Annotated in this window: 14 protein-coding genes; all 14 read left to right on the plus strand. The window is 40.0% G+C overall.

All coding sequences use genetic code 11. From position 1 onward, the window contains the following. The first annotated feature begins 53 nt into the window (after positions 1–53). The 14 genes from M0R79_RS00840 (at position 54) to M0R79_RS00905 (ending at position 16,014) form a co-directional block, all read left to right on the plus strand. Positions 54–443 carry an FtsB family cell division protein gene (locus M0R79_RS00840; RefSeq protein ID WP_248416819.1) on the plus strand — a complete coding sequence of 130 codons (390 nt, stop codon included), beginning with the start codon at positions 54–56 and terminating at the stop codon, positions 441–443. A 37-nt stretch (positions 444–480) separates the two neighbouring features. Next, positions 481–951: a S1 domain-containing RNA-binding protein gene (locus M0R79_RS00845; RefSeq protein ID WP_092571594.1), complete on the plus strand. Its 471-nt coding sequence runs from the start codon at positions 481–483 to the stop codon at positions 949–951. Positions 952–1,045: 94 nt separating this feature from the next. Then, on the plus strand, positions 1,046–2,512 hold the full coding sequence (gene tilS, locus M0R79_RS00850; protein ID WP_248416818.1) for a tRNA lysidine(34) synthetase TilS: 1,467 nt from the start codon (positions 1,046–1,048) through the stop codon (positions 2,510–2,512). A gap of 39 nt (positions 2,513–2,551) precedes the next feature. Continuing rightward, a complete protein-coding gene (gene hpt / locus M0R79_RS00855) occupies positions 2,552–3,097 on the plus strand; it encodes a hypoxanthine phosphoribosyltransferase (protein WP_092571590.1) in 546 nt (181 codons plus the stop codon). Positions 3,098–3,181: 84 nt separating this feature from the next. Next, entirely contained in the window at positions 3,182–5,263 is a 2,082-nt protein-coding gene (gene ftsH, locus M0R79_RS00860; protein WP_092571588.1) for an ATP-dependent zinc metalloprotease FtsH, read from the plus strand. A 136-nt stretch (positions 5,264–5,399) separates the two neighbouring features. Then, entirely contained in the window at positions 5,400–6,296 is an 897-nt protein-coding gene (hslO, locus tag M0R79_RS00865) for an Hsp33 family molecular chaperone HslO (protein ID WP_248416817.1), read from the plus strand. Next, complete coding sequence (gene dusB, locus M0R79_RS00870) at positions 6,289–7,317, plus strand: tRNA dihydrouridine synthase DusB (protein WP_248416816.1); 1,029 nt, start codon at positions 6,289–6,291, stop codon at positions 7,315–7,317. Before hslO ends, dusB begins: the two co-directional genes overlap by 8 nt. Positions 7,318–7,448: 131 nt before the next feature. After that, complete coding sequence (gene lysS, locus M0R79_RS00875) at positions 7,449–8,963, plus strand: lysine--tRNA ligase (RefSeq protein ID WP_248416815.1); 1,515 nt, start codon at positions 7,449–7,451, stop codon at positions 8,961–8,963. 196 nt (positions 8,964–9,159) lie between these two features. Beyond that, on the plus strand, positions 9,160–11,688 hold the full coding sequence (locus tag M0R79_RS00880) for an ABC-2 family transporter permease (RefSeq protein ID WP_248416814.1): 2,529 nt from the start codon (positions 9,160–9,162) through the stop codon (positions 11,686–11,688). Beyond that, positions 11,663–12,538 carry an ABC transporter ATP-binding protein gene (locus M0R79_RS00885; protein ID WP_248416813.1) on the plus strand — a complete coding sequence of 292 codons (876 nt, stop codon included), beginning with the start codon at positions 11,663–11,665 and terminating at the stop codon, positions 12,536–12,538. Before M0R79_RS00880 ends, M0R79_RS00885 begins: the two co-directional genes overlap by 26 nt. A gap of 150 nt (positions 12,539–12,688) precedes the next feature. After that, a complete protein-coding gene (locus M0R79_RS00890) occupies positions 12,689–12,976 on the plus strand; it encodes a GNAT family N-acetyltransferase (protein ID WP_248416812.1) in 288 nt (95 codons plus the stop codon). A gap of 60 nt (positions 12,977–13,036) precedes the next feature. Further along, positions 13,037–13,693, plus strand: coding sequence for a cytochrome c biogenesis CcdA family protein (locus M0R79_RS00895; protein ID WP_092571574.1), 657 nt, complete (start codon positions 13,037–13,039; stop codon positions 13,691–13,693). Between the two features lie 12 nt (positions 13,694–13,705). After that, on the plus strand, positions 13,706–14,386 hold the full coding sequence (locus M0R79_RS00900) for a TlpA family protein disulfide reductase (protein WP_248416811.1): 681 nt from the start codon (positions 13,706–13,708) through the stop codon (positions 14,384–14,386). Between the two features lie 185 nt (positions 14,387–14,571). Next, entirely contained in the window at positions 14,572–16,014 is a 1,443-nt protein-coding gene (locus M0R79_RS00905; protein ID WP_248416810.1) for an APC family permease, read from the plus strand. Positions 16,015–16,552: the final 538 nt, after the last annotated feature.

Here is a 16,552-nt window from a genome sequence, read left to right on the forward strand (position 1 = left end):
AGTAGAAATTAAAGGCAATTATTGATATACTTTCAAAGAGTAGGAGGGATAGAATGAAGCAAACCATGAACACTTATCAATATCCAAATAAGAACCAACGTCTGATAGACGACCAAGATAGAACAAATGGTTCAAAACCCGCTAAACGTTCCTTTTCAGGGCAAACCATGATGGTTACGGGTCTTTGTTTAGTAATGCTTCTAATTGTTGGCATCCCTCTTTATCAGTCTTACAATCAAATGCAAGCGAATCAAGAGGTTTATCAACAAGCGCAGGCTGAGAATCGTCAGGCTGTTGAGAATAATCGCTTGATCCAAAGAGAATATCAGAAGTTTAATGATCCAGAATATCTGGAAGAAATTGCCCGACGTGACTATTATTATTCCAAAGATGGGGAAATAATTTTTGTACTGCCGGAGGAAGAAAGTAGCGTAAATTATTAATTAAATAAATAAGGAATCAAGGAGGAGACATTTTTATATGTCAATTGAAGTTGGACAGAAGGTTGAAGGCACAGTAACAGGGATTACCAATTTTGGGGCTTTCGTGGCCTTACCTGATAATAAATCAGGCTTGGTACATATCAGTGAAGTCGCAGATGGTTTTGTCAAAGATATTAATGATTTATTGAGTGTTGGGGATAATGTAACGGTCAAAGTCCTTAAAATGACTCCTGACGGTAAGATTAATTTATCCATCCGACAAGCCAATGAAAGCGAACAAAAGCCAAGAAACACTGGTCGCCATGACAATGCAAAGTTCCAAAACAAGAAGCCAGCCTTTAAGAATTCTTATAAGGCAGATTTCAAACATGATCATCAGTCAAGCCATAAAAATGATGACTTCGATGCGATGATGAGCCAATTCTTAAAGGAAAGTGAAGATCGTTTGACCTCCTTAAAGAAGAGTACCGAAGGTAAACGCGGTGGCCGTGGCGGGCGTCGTGGCTAAACCCATAAGTTCAAGATTATTCTGGAAACCTTGATCGGGTTTCCTTTTTTTTCAGGAAAAGTGAGTGAATCCAGTCATTAAGGAGGGGAATCCGGTGTCAGTAGTAGAAGAGACTTTGCGACAAAAGTTACGCCAATATCAATTAGATTATAAGCAGGCAACCTGGGTGTTGGCGGTTTCTGGTGGCGTGGATTCCATGGTTCTCTTAAGTGCCACAGCCAAGATTCTGACCGAAGATGAATTCAATCAAAGTCAGTGTGTGGTGGCCCATTTCAATCATCGCTTACGCCCCACCAGTGATCGAGATATGAAGCTGGTCATGGATTACTGCGAGCATTTGGGTTTGCCTTATTTTGTTGAAGAGTGGCAGCAACCACAAGCCAAGAATGTGGAAGCCTTAGCTCGGCAGGCTCGTTATGCTTTCTTAGCTCGGGTTTGTCGCGCTAATCAAACCCGCATTTTATTGACTGCTCATCACCTAAACGATCAAACGGAAACTCTTTTAATGCGTTTAATTCGAGGCAGTAGCTACAAGGGTTGGCAAGGAATCCGTGAAATTCAGTCGCGTTGCCTTAATTTGGATTTGAAAACACCTTATTGGCTAAAAATCTACCGGCCTTTCTTAAGCATTGACAAGGAAGCTCTATATCAGTATGCTTTGGCTGATCAGGTCCCCTATGCGGAGGATGAAAGTAATCAGAGTGATGCCTATTTTAGGAATCGACTTCGTCAGCAGATTCTTCCCCGCTTTCAAAGAGAGAATCCTCAATACTTACAGCATTTTGACCAATTTGCGAAGGTCTATCAACAGGCCTATCAGGCTCATTATGAGAATTTTCTAGCCCTTGAACCGCAATTAATCCTGCCTAATCGAGTAGGAGGCTGGACCTTAATGCTACCAGCTTGGTTGTCTTTAAGTCAGGCCAGCCTGGGGATTTATTTAAGGATTGCCTTTGAAGAAAGAATAGTCCATAAGTTACCTGAGTATAGCCAACAAAATATTGATCAAATAGAACTTCTGATGCGGTCACTGACTAAACCCAATGGCCGAATTGATTTAGGTCAAGGCTGGCAAGCAATTCGTCAATATGACTTGCTCAAGATCGTACCCGTTGACGACCAATCTTTATCGGATACGCAAGTTTTTCATTTGAATGTACTGAACCAATGGCAAGCGATCAGTGAGAATGAGGTCATCGGTATCTTTGAGCAAGATCAAGTGACCGAGGAAGTTGCTAAAGGCGAAACTTTAGTTTATCATTTAAAACTTGAACCGGGTGAAATCGCGGATTTCTATGTACGCCATCGACAAGCTGGTGATCAGATCCAAAAACAAGATAGTAGCGGTCGGGTGTTTACCAAGAAAATACGTCGCGTATTCATTGACCAGAAGGTGGTTCAAAGTGACCGAGACCAGGCTTGGTTAGTCTGTGACTCCTCACAAAAAGTTCTATGGATTGTCGGCATTCTGAAAGGATTTTATCGGACGATTGATTCTGATCAAGAAATTACCCATTCCATTCTATATCAAAAAAAGACGCCGAAATTCACGGACTTATGATAAGATAATGAACAAGATAGATTTAAAGGAGATAAAATGATGTTGGAGAAAGATATTAAAGAAATTCTGGTAACACCCGAAGAAATTCAAACAGCCATCCAAGCCTTGGGCAAACAATTGACTGAAGATTATGCCGGAAAAGAAGTGGTAGTTATTGGGATATTACGCGGTGCTGCTATATTTATGGCAGACATTATCCGCGCCATGGATTTATATGTAGATATTGATTTTATGGATGTCTCATCATACGGTGATGCCTTTGAATCATCTGGAGAAGTGCGGATTGTTAAAGATTTGGATACCCAAATTAAAGGTAAACATCTCTTGATCGTTGAAGATATTATTGATACAGGTCGGACCTTGCAATATCTGACCGAGTTATTTGAATATCGCGGTGCAGCTTCAATCAAAATTTGTACTTTGCTGGATAAGCCTGAGCGACGAATTTTTAAAGATTTAGTCCCAGATTATGTGGGTATTCAAGTCCCTGATAAATTCTTGGTAGGTTATGGCCTTGACTATAAACAAAAATATCGTAATTTACCTTATATCGGCGTTTTAAAAGAAGAAGTATATAATTCATAAACAGTAAGCAATTTTTTTACCCAGATGAAGCAAAATGTGTTATTATGTTGTAATCATCAAAGATAGTCAAAAGGAGGTTCAAAGATGAACAAAAAACCAAAACGACCGGTTTTTAAGGGCACTTTATCATATATCCTATTATTTCTAGCCCTACTTGGTTTAGTCCAATTATTCTCAGGAAATATTGGTCAAAGTGGTCGTACTGAAGAAATTAATTCCAGTCAATTCTTTAAAAAACTTGAAGAGGGCTCCATTAAGAATTTCGAAATCCAAATTGGCTCTGGCGCTTATGTGGTGACTGGGGAATATAAGGATCGCAACTCATCTTCCAATAATAAAGACAATAAGAATGCAGATTTCCTTGATGTCTTCCAATCTTCAGATAGTCCTAAACAGAAATTTAAAGCCCAAATCTTAGGAAACGATGCCACGCTGGCCAAAGTCACTGAATTGGCGAGCCAATCCAATACGGTGATGAAGACTCTACCAGAGTCTAGTGTCGGTATGTGGTTGAATATGTTACCATTCCTAATTTTATTAGTGCCTACTTTCTTCTTAATGTATACCATGATGTCCCAAGGTGGCGGCGGTGGTAAAGGTGTCATGAACTTTGGTAAAGCCAAGACTAAAGTGCAAACTGAAGAGAATGTCAAAGTTCGCTTTGATGACGTTGCTGGTGCCGAAGAAGAAAAACAAGAGTTGGTTGAGATTGTAGAATTCTTAAAAGCGCCTGCCCGCTTTACAAAATTAGGAGCCCGGATTCCGGCCGGAGTCTTGCTTGAAGGCCCTCCAGGGACTGGTAAGACATTACTAGCAAAAGCTGTTGCCGGAGAAGCCGGTGTCCCATTCTTCTCAATTTCTGGGTCAGAATTCGTTGAGATGTTCGTCGGTGTCGGTGCATCTCGTGTTCGTGATCTCTTTGAGAATGCTAAGAAAGAAGCCCCGGCAATTATCTTTATCGATGAGATTGATGCGGTAGGTCGTTCACGGGGAATTGGTATGGGTGGAGGCCACGATGAACGCGAACAAACCTTAAACCAATTGCTTGTAGAGATGGATGGATTTGAAGGGAATGAAGGGGTCATTGTGATGGCGGCAACGAACCGTGCTGATGTCTTAGACCCAGCCCTCTTACGTCCAGGTCGTTTTGACCGACAAATTCTAGTGGGTAATCCTGACGTTAAAGGTCGTGAAGCTATCTTACGAGTTCATGCCCGCAATAAACAATTAGCGAAGAATGTTAACTTGAAGTTAATTGCCCAACAAACTCCAGGTTTCTCTGGGGCTGACTTAGAGAACCTGTTAAATGAAGCGGCTTTATTAGCGGCTCGTTTCAATCGAAATGAAATTACACCTGCCGATGTTGACGAAGCCCATGACCGGGTGATTGCCGGTCCTGCCAAGGCGGATAAAAAGATGTCTGAAGTTCAACGGAAGACCGTGGCTTATCATGAAGCAGGTCATACTGTGGTTGGCATGGTGTTAAGTGACGCCCGAGTCGTTCACAAGGTTACCATTGTTCCTCGGGGCCGGGCTGGTGGTTATGCCATTATGTTACCGAAAGAAGATCAATATATTGTCACTTACAAAGAACTCTTCGAACAAGTGGTTGGTCTCTTAGGTGGCCGTGTCTCTGAAGAAATCGTCTTTAACAGTCAGTCGACCGGAGCCAGCAATGACTTCCAACAAGCTACTCAAATCGTCCGTTCCATGGTTACTGAATATGGAATGTCGGAAAAATTGGGTACCATTCAATATGGTGGCTACAGTCAAGATCTGAATGGACGTCAATTTGGTAATCAATTAACTTATTCAGAACGTTCTGCTTATGAGATTGATGAAGAAGTTCGGCGAATTATGAATGAAGCTCATCAGGAAGCTCATCGAATCATCAATGAGCACCGTGAACAATTAAATACCATTGCTGAGAAACTTCTCGAAGTTGAAACCTTAGATGCGCCAGAAATTAAATCACTCTTTGAGACGGGAGAGATGCCTAAGGAACCGACCGATCAAGCAGAGGCAATTGAACAAGCTGATACGTTCGAACAAGCCAAAGAGAAAGCTGAAGATGAGCAAACTGATCCGCAAAGCGATACGGATGCTAATCAAGTCATCCAGTCGGATCCTGATTCCTCAGCAGCCGAAGATGAAGAAGTAGAATAATTTTTTTGAATTCGATAGAATGACACTGGGGTAAATACCAAGACTTCAGTGTCATTTTTACTATTTATGAATGAAATGCAAATGACAAAGTCTTGCCAATAAGAAAGAGCAAGCACATTCTTAGAGGAGGGATCCAATGACTGATCGACTAAGTAAAATATTAGCTTATAACAAAGAAGTAAGAATTATTGTGGTGGAAGCGAGTGAAACCGTTCGCCAAGCTGCTCAAATTCATGGGACGTGGCATACGGCCACAGCTGCCTTCGGCCGAACCCTAGTTGCCACATTATTACTAGGTTCTAACCTTAAAGATAGAGGACAAGTCTCTGTCATGATTGAAGGTGAGGGGCCAGTTGGTCGGATTGTAGCTGAGACCGATGGCCAAGGTCATGTCAGAGGTTATTTGAACAATCCAGAAGTTGCTTTACCTTTAAATAAGGCGGGTAAATTAGATGTGGCAGGTGCCATTGGTTTACCTGGCGTACTTAGTGTTAAGAAACAAATGGCTGGCGAGAAAGCCTTTGTCGGCCAAGTGAATTTAATCAGTGGCGAACTGGGCGAGGATTTCACTTACTATATGGCGGTGTCCGAACAAACCCCATCTTCGATTGGGCTCAGCGTCTTGGTCAATCCCGATGAATCGGTCCAAGTAGCCGGTGGTTTTATGGTCCAAGTCATGCCGGACGCTCAAGAAGAAACCATTCAAAGTCTGGAAACAGCCATTGAATCCTTAGGACAATTAGCTCCTATCTTTGAAAGTGAAGATCCTTTGACTGAATTGTTACAGATTCTTTCGCCTCAAGGAGATTATCAGATCTTGGACCAACAAGAAGTTGCTTTCTCGTGTCCTTGTAGTAAGGAGAAATTTGGCCAAGCCTTAAGTTTGTTAAGTGTTGAAGACTTGCAAGCTATGATTGATGAAGACCAAGGAGCTGAAACAGTCTGCCATTATTGCAAAACGGCTTATCAATTCTCTAAAGAAGAATTGGAAGCAATTCTAGCTCACAAGAAAGCAGGATCAGCCGATGTTTAAAATAGGAGACATTCAAATTGATAATCCAATTGTTGTGGCGCCCATGGCCGGTGTCTCTAACGCCGCTTTTCGGACGATTGTCAAACAATTTGGTGCGGGTCTCGTTGTCTGTGAGATGATTTCTGATAAGGGCATCCAATATCGGAATAAGAAAACCTTGTCCATGCTTCATATTGCCGAGAACGAGTATCCACTAAGTATTCAAATTATGGGTGGCAATAAAGATACCTTGGTCGAAGCGGCTAAATACGTGGCTGAGAATACTGAAGCTGCCATTATTGATATTAATATGGGTTGCCCGGTCAACAAGGTGATTAAGGCGGAAGCTGGTGCTCGCTGGTTACTTGACCCTAATAAGGTCTATGAAATGGTTCATGCGGTAGTTTCAGCGATTGATAAGCCCGTCACGGTCAAGATGCGGACCGGCTGGGATGATGACCATCTCTATGCAGTGGAGAATGCCCTGGCTGCACAAGAAGCGGGTGTATCAATGATTGCTATGCATGGTCGAACGCGAGTTCAAATGTATGAAGGTAAGGCGAATTGGGATATTCTGGCGGAAGTTGCTTCACACGTCAAGGGGATTCCTTTTGTCGGGAATGGCGATGTTCGAACGCCCCAACAAGCAAAGCAATTATTAGCAGAAACTGGTGTGGACGGAGTAATGGTCGGTCGGGCTGCTCTCGGTAATCCTTGGGTGGTTAAACAGATGGTTCATTATTTAGAGACGGGTGAGGAGCTACCAGCAATGAGTCCACGAGACAAGATTGATGTAGCGATTGAACACTTGCATCGATTAGTAGCTCTGAAGGGGGACCGCGAAGCTACCCGGGAATTCAGAACTCAGGCCCATTATTATCTTAAAGGAATTCCCCGGTCTTCCAAAGTCAAAGTAGCTATCAATGAAACAGAATCTTCGCAAGTGGTGATTGATATGCTAAATGAATTTGCCGATCAGGCTGAGGCTGCGGACAAGAAACGCCGTCTTCATCGGCAACGACGCCAGGACCAAGCGAGTTAACCGCAAATTTTAAGCTTTAATGTAGGCGGAAGGTCAATATTCATAAAAATATAAATAAAAATCTGAAATAGGTATGACAAACGACACAGAATAAGCTAGAATGAAAGGGATTAAGATATAGGAGTGACAAGATGACAGACAGACAACATGCTGACCAATTAGAACAACTTAATGACCAACTTATCGTAAGACGTGAGAAAATGCAGGCCATGTTCGATCATCAAGATGTGCAACCTTTTGATTCAGGTTTTGAACGGACTCACCTTTCTCAAGATATTTTTGATCAATATGAATCCTATGATCATGATGACTTCGAAAATCAAGAGAAAATCAATGTCAAAGTGGCTGGTCGTTTAGTATCTAAGCGTGGTAAAGGTAAGGCTGGTTTTGCCCATTTGCAAGATATGCAAGGCAAGATTCAAATTTATGTACGTCAAGATACGGTAGGCGAAGACAATTACGAATGGTATAAGTTAGCCGACTTGGGAGATATTATTGGGGCTGAAGGTTATCTGTTTAGAACCAATACCGGTGAACTTTCTGTTCGAGTAAGCCATTTTGTTCCGTTAACGAAGGCTTTACGTCCTTTACCAGATAAATACCATGGTCTAACCAATGTGGAACAACGTTACCGTCAACGCTATCTAGATTTAATTGCCAATGAAGAGTCATATCAACGATTCATTATGCGGTCTAAAATTGTTCGTGAAATTCGTCGGTATTTAGATGATCAAGGCTATCTTGAAGTTGAAACACCTGTTTTACATAATCTAGCAGGGGGAGCAGCTGCGCGCCCATTTGTGACCCATCACAATGCTTTGGATATGGAACTTTATATGCGAATAGCGACCGAATTGCATTTGAAACGTCTGGTCGTCGGAGGCATGGAGAAAGTCTATGAAATGGGGCGTATCTTCCGGAATGAAGGGATTGACACGACCCATAATCCAGAATTTACATCGATTGAAATCTATACGGCCTATTCAATCTATACCGACTGTATGGATTTGGTTGAGTCTTTAATTCGAACCGTTACTCAAGAAGTCCTTGGAACAGCTAAATTAACCTATGATGGTCAAGAAGTTAATTTAGAGGAACCTTGGGCTCGCCTTCACATGGTTGATTTGATTAAAGAATATACTGGTGTTGATTTCTGGCAAGAAATGACCTTTGAAGAGGCTAAAGCCTTGGCCCAAGAACATCATGTTGAAATAAGTGATCATGACAATAGTGTCGGTCATATTATTAACAACTTCTTCGAAGAATTCTGCGAGGACAAACTTATTCAACCGACCTTTGTCTATGGCCATCCGGTAGAAGTTTCACCATTGGCACGGAAGAATGAAGCAGATTCACGCTTTACCGATCGGTTCGAATTATTTATTGTCGGCAATGAATACGCAAATGCCTTTACTGAGTTAACCGACCCCATCGATCAACGGGAACGTTTCGAATCTCAACTCGCTGAGAAAGATGCGGGGAATGATGAAGCTCATCCATTAGATGAAGACTTCTTGGAAGCCTTAGAATATGGCATGCCACCAACCGGCGGTATTGGAATTGGTATTGACCGCTTAGTCATGTTATTGACTGATGCTCAATCCATTCGTGACGTTCTCTTGTTCCCAACCCTAAGAAATAATTAAATATCTAGCAGAACTCCTCTGTGGCTTTATAAAGTCACGGAGGTTTTTTTATTGAATATAGGCTTGTATTGTTTAGAATAAATGTTAATATTAGATTAAATAAAGATTACAAACAAATTAAAAAACGTTCCATTTAATATAAAGTTAAGCCAAGATAAGTAAAAAATTGAAACATTAGGAGCGGAGGAGGTTGGCGATGAAAAAATTTTTGTGGAAAGAGGTCATACAGAATAAATTACTCTGGGTCTTTATCATATCTGTTTTATTAATGCCACTAATCTTACATGTTTATAATTCGCAGCAAGAGGATCTTACCTATGAAAGAATGAGTCAGAATTTACAAGTTGAACAAGATACCTTGAACATGCATCAAGAGATGATCCGTTATCAAAAAGAAATCGATCCAGATTTTGATGCTAATGATCGCTATGATCAACTACTTTTAGATGCGAACCAAACGCTTATGCAATGGAAAAATAAACTGCATCAGAATAATTATTTTTTTGCGCGCGAGGCTCTTAATCTCTATCAGTCTTACCAATCCATTGAAAATCTACCCAAATTTTTTCCTATTTTAGGGGATCGTCAAGATGAATTATTGATTCAGCAAGAACGAGCTGAGATAATGCAAGCTTATAATTTTCCCTACTTAATGGAAGACTACCCGACCCTTTCAGTTAATTACCTCCTTCAACTTGCTGACTGGATGTTTGGGATTTACACGGCAGTGGCGATATTGTTATTATTTGCTTTCCGGATGTACCGGGTTCAGCATCCTCAGTTCGACTTTATACTGATATCTCCTATTAAGCGCCAACAAGTTATTCGCTTTGATCAACACCTGCTTATGCTCGCAATGGCTGTCGTAGTATTTATTTATGCAATCGTATCTAGTCTTGTATTGACCATGACAGGTTGGAAGTTCCTTTGGTATCCCATCATTTTGTCTGGGCGTTTTTCTTCATTACTTATGCCTGTTTGGCAGATAATTCTCGTCAAATTGGCAGTTTGGCTAGGGCTGCTGACGGGTATGACTTGGCTCGCCCAATTGTTCGCTGGCTTTATCAGAACTAAGGATTTAAACTTTATTGTCTTGTTTCTTCTGCTTTTCATCCTACAAAATTTTGCTAAAGGAGCCGTTTGGAATCCTTTATCATATTTTTTTGATTTAAACAATCAACTGCTTTCGGTCCAAGCTTGGGTAATTATTAGCCAGAGTTTGTCCGTATTCGTTATTTGGTTGATTTACAGTCATTCTTCGCTTCTAACGATGACCTATCAATATTTGTATCGTAGCCGTCAGCGCAAAGAACAGTTGGCAAAGAAGATTCACTGCACTTTTCTACCCAGTTGGATTAACTTTGAATTGACCAAGCGTTTACGACATTCTTATGTAAAGAGGGTCTTGTGGATACTTTTAGTTGGCCTAGGAGTGGCCTACCTCTTTATCTACTTTAAGTCCACGCATGCTGAAGAAGAATTTCGTGATTATTTGGAGAATCAAGTTAGTTATTATCAGGATAAAGTTGTTGAAATGACGAATACAGTAGAACTTATTTATTTGCAGAGTCATACCATGTATAATGATGAATTTAAACAACGAAAAAATAAGGAGCAGAGTTTCAAAGAGTGGTATCAAGAGCAATATCCTGCCGATTTTGAAAGTATTGAGTCGATAAAGAGCACTTTTGAAAATTCCTTAAGTTATTACCAAATAGCATTAGATAAACTCAACCAAGGGAATTTTGATCAAACAACTTTAATCCAATTTCGCGAACGTTATTATCTCGACGAACAAGAGAATCTAAAACAAGGTCACGGGTCAGCAGAGAAACCTTTATTGGCGGGGCAAGCTCAGAATATATTGATTAAAGAGAACAATTTGAAACCTTTACTTTTGGGTAATCTTTTATTAGATCAGTACCATCCCTATTATGGAAATCGAGCCGAACAGAGTCAGTGGGATCATTCTATGGTTCATAGTCTTTATATATTCTTTGAGAATCATCTGCATTTAATCGGAATTGTTCTGCTCTTCATCGTCTTATTTGCATCAATCAGTGAAGAAGTCAGCCCTGTACCCCATCTTGATTTTCTTTTTCTTCAACCCAGAAAGCGACAAAATTTGTATTTGTCAAAATTATTCTACAATATTATTGCCATGTTCATGCTACTAGTTACGGGAATGTTAACCTTCATGGGTTTGGCCATGATTTTCGGAGGCCTAGGTCAGTTTAATTACCCCGTAGCTGAATTTGTTCCAAATGTGCTGGGGCAAAGCCCCAATTCCCCTGCTATTTATGCGAGTGGTAGTCACCTGTATTTCCAAATGGTAGAAATATCGCAAGTTGTCTTTCGTGTTTTAATTTTACTTATTCCGATCGTTCTTTTTATGCTAAGTTTTGGCTTATTTCTTTCCATTTGGCTGAAGCATCGATTCATTGTTGTTTCTCTGATCATTGTCTTATGTTGTGTCGGATATTATTTAAGTCGGCAATTCATTGCTTTCGATTTGATAAGCTATTTCCCTTTCTTATATCTAAATGCCTTTAGTATCGCCGATGGTTGGCTAGCTCAACAAGCCAATGTTCCCCAATTGAATGCACTGACTGGTGTGGGAGTCTTAATTTCTTGGTCAATTTTGTTGAGTTTGGCTGGCTGGGGATCATTCAGAATACGGTGGGAAAGGACGCGAAATCATGGAAATTCAATTAAAAAATATTAGCAAAAAATTTGGCGAGCAGAGTATCTTTGAGAATCTTTCTGCGACGATTCCGAGCGGACATTCAATTGGTTTGATAGGACCCAATGGCATCGGGAAGACAACATTAATTCGGATGATGTTCAATCTGGATGATCAATATCAAGGTCAAATATTTTTTGACAAATACTTAAATAAAGATATTCGCATCTATCAACGAGCCTATTATATGCAAGACTACCAAATTTTATATCCGCAACTGACCGCATATGATCATTTGAAGTTTTTAACGGATGTCCATCATATTAAATCCTCACGCATTGAGGAGGTCTGTCAAGAAGTCGGCATGAACACTTATTTGCATAAGAAAACTGGAACCTATTCTCTAGGAATGAAACAGCATTTATTAATTGCTATGGCTTTAATTAATCAAGCTGAGTGTATCGTGATGGATGAACCTTTTAATGGACTAGATCCGACGAGTATCCTTGATTTAAAGCGTATTTTAGAGAAATTACGAAACCAAGGTAAAACCATCTTAATTTCATCTCATAACTTAGCCTTGGTTCAAGAACTCGTAGACCAAGTCTTCTTAATCAAAGATAAAAAATTGGAGCGAGTTTTCTTGGATCAAGAACAAGCATTACAACTCATCTTTGTCTTCTCACAACAAGCCGATCAATCTCGTTTCATCCAGGCTAGTCAAAATGCGGGCTTAAATTATGAAGTGTTAGATCAAGGAGTGAAGCTAAGTGGGGATCCTAGTCCTTATATTAATCTATTAATCAATCATCAGATCATGGTGGATCATGTCATTCATCAACAGACCTCACTAGAAGAATTATATCAAGCATACTACCTACAAGATAAGTAAGAAAGGGATAGTCTATTTGTATGTTTTTTGATAATGTATCAAAATACAATAGTAGCTTTATTCCGATAATTTGTTAGATTAAGCTTATTATTATCATTCACCGATGAGTCGGAGTATAATGACATTAAGATAGAATAAGGAGGAAATTTCATGGAATTTTTACGTGAAGATCATGCGATTGTTGTTCGTAATGAAAAGGGACAAATGATTGCTGAAATTACATACCGAGACACAGATGATCCTAAAGTTGTGGCTGCAGACCATACTTATACTTCAGACTCCTTAAGAGGTCAAGGGGTTGCCAGTCAACTTCTGGATGAATTGAATCAGGATATGAAAGCCCAAGGGAAGAAAATCTATCCAATTTGTCCTTATGTAGTTAAGAAATTTGATGATGAACCAGCTAAATATGCAGATATCGATGCTCGAAAAGCTTAATCATTTCTGTGAAGCCTCGCTTCGGCGAGGTTTTTTTATGGGTGATAGGAGGTGACAGTTATGGTCTACTGGCTGATATTTTTAGAAGGGATTTTGACCTTTATTTCTCCCTGTATGCTGCCAATGATTCCTTTATATTTGGCTTATTTTGGTGCTCAAGGTGAAACGAAATCTCAGCGACAATTTATGGGTCAAGTATTTTTATTTATTATCGGCTTTAGTTTAGTGTTCATCTTAATGAATGGTTTGCTATACTCACTAGCTTCCTGGTTGCTGCCTTATCAGTCTTGGCTTAACTTTTTTGCGGGTCTATGGATGATATTGATCGGCTTGTCGATATTATTTCCTACTCGATTGTTAAAATCGAAGGGCTTAGCTTCCCTAACCTCTTGGCTTGATACTTCAACGAATAGCTTTTTATTCGGTTTGGTGTTTGCTCTAAGTTGGACACCTTGTGTGGGCGCTTATTTAGCAGCCGCCTTAAGTCTGAGTTTAACAGCTGATCATTTGGGTCAATCGATGTTGATGATGGGGCTATTCTGTATGGGCTTAGCTTTACCTTTTGTACTCTCAGCTTATTTAGTGCAATCGATTAAGGATTTATTGGCTCCTTTTAAGGCAATCAGTCATCGAATTTATCAATTAGCGGGGCTCGTATTAATTGTAATGGGTCTTCTCTGGATGAGTGGCTATCTTTCGGCTTGGATCAGTCTTTAGAAAGGAATTAACATGAAAAAAGTCATCGGAATTTTACTAAGTTTAGTTATATTATTTATCGCTGCGAATTTCATGATGAATCGTCAAGAGGATGCTGATATCCTGCAAAGGGCAAATCAGGCGGGAGAAGTCAAGCAAAGGCTAGAAAGCACAGAATCTCAATCAGAACGGGCTACTTCAGAGGAAAAAATGAACGGGTCAACCGAAGAGACGAAGACCTCATCGCATTCAGTGGAGAGCAGTCAGCCTGAATCACCGACTCCGAGCGATGCTCCGTTATTACCTGAAACTTATGTTGAAGATTCGCAAGGCCAACGTATTCAGTTGAAAGATTTAATTGACAAACCAACTATAATCAATTTCTGGGCTTCCTGGTGTCCCCCATGTCGCAAAGAAATGCCTTACTTGCAAGACTTGTATGATGAATATGGTCAAGATATTGGTTTTATCATGTTGAATGCCAGTCAATCTAAACCGACAGAAACTATCGACAAGGCGAAACAATTTATTCAAGACTCGGGTTACACTTTCCCAGTATATTATGACCATGCCTTATCCAATCAAATTGGGCTCGGTGTAAGGACGCTGCCTTCCACCCTGATCGTCGATCAAGATGGCCAAATCCTTTATGGATTTCGTGGGTTAGTTCCTGAAGCCGGCATGAGAGAAATTATTAAAGAATTGCTGCCGTAAGCATGAAAAAAAGTTAAAATACAACATAATATGAGAGATTATTTAGGATTATGAGATATTAATTATACGATAACACCTCCTGATGAGATATTTATCATGTAATCCTTTTCAAATTTTCCCTCCTCCTGACTAGAAGTTAGCTATAATTAGCATAAGTTGGATTAATTTAGTATAGGAGGAATCAAATGGAAGAGAAAAAAATTAAATGGCATATACTGGCCTTTATGTGTTTCTCAACACTTTGGGGCTTTGGAAATGTTGTAAATGGTTTTATCTTCTTTAATGGAACTCAAGTCATTTTCTCATGGGTTCTTATGTTTTTGCTGTATTTTATTCCGTATGCCTTAATGGTCGGGGAAATGGGCTCTGCCTTTAAAACTTTAGAAGGCGGGGTAACTTCTTGGATTCAAGAGACTTCCAGTACCAAGTTGGCCTATTATACTGGTTGGACTTACTGGGCCTGCCACGTTACTTATATCGCTTCTAAGGGATCTGGTGGTCTAAAAGCCTTATCTTGGATTGTCTTTCAAGATTCTACTTTGTATGATAGTTTACCGACTGTCTGGGTCCAATTAGTCACTTTAATTATTTTCCTTTTCTTCTGTTGGATTGCTAGTATGGGAATTAATCCATTGAAGAATCTGGCGACCCTGGCCGGATCTAGTATGTTTGTAATGAGTATTTTATTTATCTTAATGATGTTTGCCGCCCCAGCCATTAACCCAAATGGGGGTTATCTGAATATTGATTGGAGTTTGAAGAATTTTATCCCTAACTTTGATTGGCATTATTTTACTAACTTATCAATTTTAGTCTTTGCAGTGGGTGGGATTGAAAAGATTTCTCCTTACGTTAACAAAATGGATGGTGACCCTGCTCATGAGTTTCCAAAATCAATGATTTTCGCCGCCGTGATGGTGGTTATCTCGGCGATCTTTGGGACTATTGCCATGGGTATGATGTTAGATCCAGCGGTGATTAATGAATCACCACAAGCCTTTGACTCTTACTTAGCCAATGGGGCTTATATCGCTTTTGGTAAATTGGGTGAATATTACGGAGTAGGCAAACTCTTTATGATTATCTACGCCCTATGTAATATGATCGGTCAATTTGCGACCCTCGTTATTTCAATTGATGCGCCACTTCGTATGCTCTTAGGAGACCCGAGAACGAGTCAATTTATACCGCGTTCGCTATTAAAACAAAACCGTCATGGGGCTTATATCAACGGAATTTACATGGTGGTCGTGCTTTGTGGAGCGATTATCGTTGCTCAAATGGTTGTGCCTGGAGCAGCTACTGTCTTGAAGCAATTAACTAAATTGAATTCGATTATTATGCCTTTCCGCTATCTCTGGGTATTTGCAGCCTATTTATTCTTACGCCGGCAATCTGATAAATTCCACCGCGAATACATGTTTGTCAAGAATAATACGGTGGCCCTATTCTTCGGCGGCTGGTGCTTCTTGGTAACCTTAGCGTGCTGCTTGTTAGGAGCCTATTCAGACGATCCATTCCAATTGGCCCTAAATATCATCACTCCAATTGTATTAATACTATTAGGCATTATCCTGCCAGTATTACGCCGTCGTGAAGACGAAAAGCTTCAAGCAGGAGAGATTTAAAGTAAGAATATCCGATAAAAAGGACTTTGAACTGCTAGCTCTCAAATAAACCGGTAAATAAATTTTGGACCATGCGTCATTTAGTTGATGCATGGTTTTTTATACAGGTAAAATTGAAACAAGATGCAAAATTATAAGAAAAAGCCGTGCAGGATTCATGACAAACTATCGGATTAGCATCCTTTACCCACATCATTCCCTTGATGCCTCTGGATTAAAGAAGATGAGGTCTAAAATAAAATTTCTTAACCATCATTATTCATTTAGCAAACTCATCACTTTTTAGCTGTTGCTTGTAAATAAGAAGTGGATCACTGACAAAAAGAATATCCGAATCTGTTGACTCACAAGCATAAAGAAGATTCACGTAGCTTATCAGCTCTTATCGACTTGTCGGTTAGAGATGATCTAGTGGATCTAGTCCGGAAAAGCTTGCTTTGAAGGACGGTCGCTTGTCAGTCAGACAGATTCGGTAATTTATTCTTTTTGAGAAATTAACCAATATTCTAATGATCAAAAAATTTACAAGCAGAAGCCA

Origin of the sequence: Ignavigranum ruoffiae (assembly GCF_023195815.2) — a bacterium.
Taxonomy (GTDB): Bacteria; Bacillota; Bacilli; order Lactobacillales; family Aerococcaceae; genus Ignavigranum; species Ignavigranum ruoffiae.

What these genes read in the sequence shown, in the direction of transcription:
- M0R79_RS00840 (WP_248416819.1), top strand. Translation starts at nt 54, where the DNA reads ATGAAGCAAACCATGAACACTTATCAATATCCAAATAAGAACCAACGT.
- M0R79_RS00845 (WP_092571594.1), top strand. Translation starts at nt 481, where the DNA reads ATGTCAATTGAAGTTGGACAGAAGGTTGAAGGCACAGTAACAGGGATT.
- hpt (WP_092571590.1), top strand. Translation starts at nt 2,552, where the DNA reads ATGTTGGAGAAAGATATTAAAGAAATTCTGGTAACACCCGAAGAAATT.
- ftsH (WP_092571588.1), top strand. Translation starts at nt 3,182, where the DNA reads ATGAACAAAAAACCAAAACGACCGGTTTTTAAGGGCACTTTATCATAT.
- hslO (WP_248416817.1), top strand. Translation starts at nt 5,400, where the DNA reads ATGACTGATCGACTAAGTAAAATATTAGCTTATAACAAAGAAGTAAGA.
- dusB (WP_248416816.1), top strand. Translation starts at nt 6,289, where the DNA reads ATGTTTAAAATAGGAGACATTCAAATTGATAATCCAATTGTTGTGGCG.
- lysS (WP_248416815.1), top strand. Translation starts at nt 7,449, where the DNA reads ATGACAGACAGACAACATGCTGACCAATTAGAACAACTTAATGACCAA.
- M0R79_RS00880 (WP_248416814.1), top strand. Translation starts at nt 9,160, where the DNA reads ATGAAAAAATTTTTGTGGAAAGAGGTCATACAGAATAAATTACTCTGG.
- M0R79_RS00885 (WP_248416813.1), top strand. Translation starts at nt 11,663, where the DNA reads ATGGAAATTCAATTAAAAAATATTAGCAAAAAATTTGGCGAGCAGAGT.
- M0R79_RS00890 (WP_248416812.1), top strand. Translation starts at nt 12,689, where the DNA reads ATGGAATTTTTACGTGAAGATCATGCGATTGTTGTTCGTAATGAAAAG.
- M0R79_RS00895 (WP_092571574.1), top strand. Translation starts at nt 13,037, where the DNA reads ATGGTCTACTGGCTGATATTTTTAGAAGGGATTTTGACCTTTATTTCT.
- M0R79_RS00900 (WP_248416811.1), top strand. Translation starts at nt 13,706, where the DNA reads ATGAAAAAAGTCATCGGAATTTTACTAAGTTTAGTTATATTATTTATC.
- M0R79_RS00905 (WP_248416810.1), top strand. Translation starts at nt 14,572, where the DNA reads ATGGAAGAGAAAAAAATTAAATGGCATATACTGGCCTTTATGTGTTTC.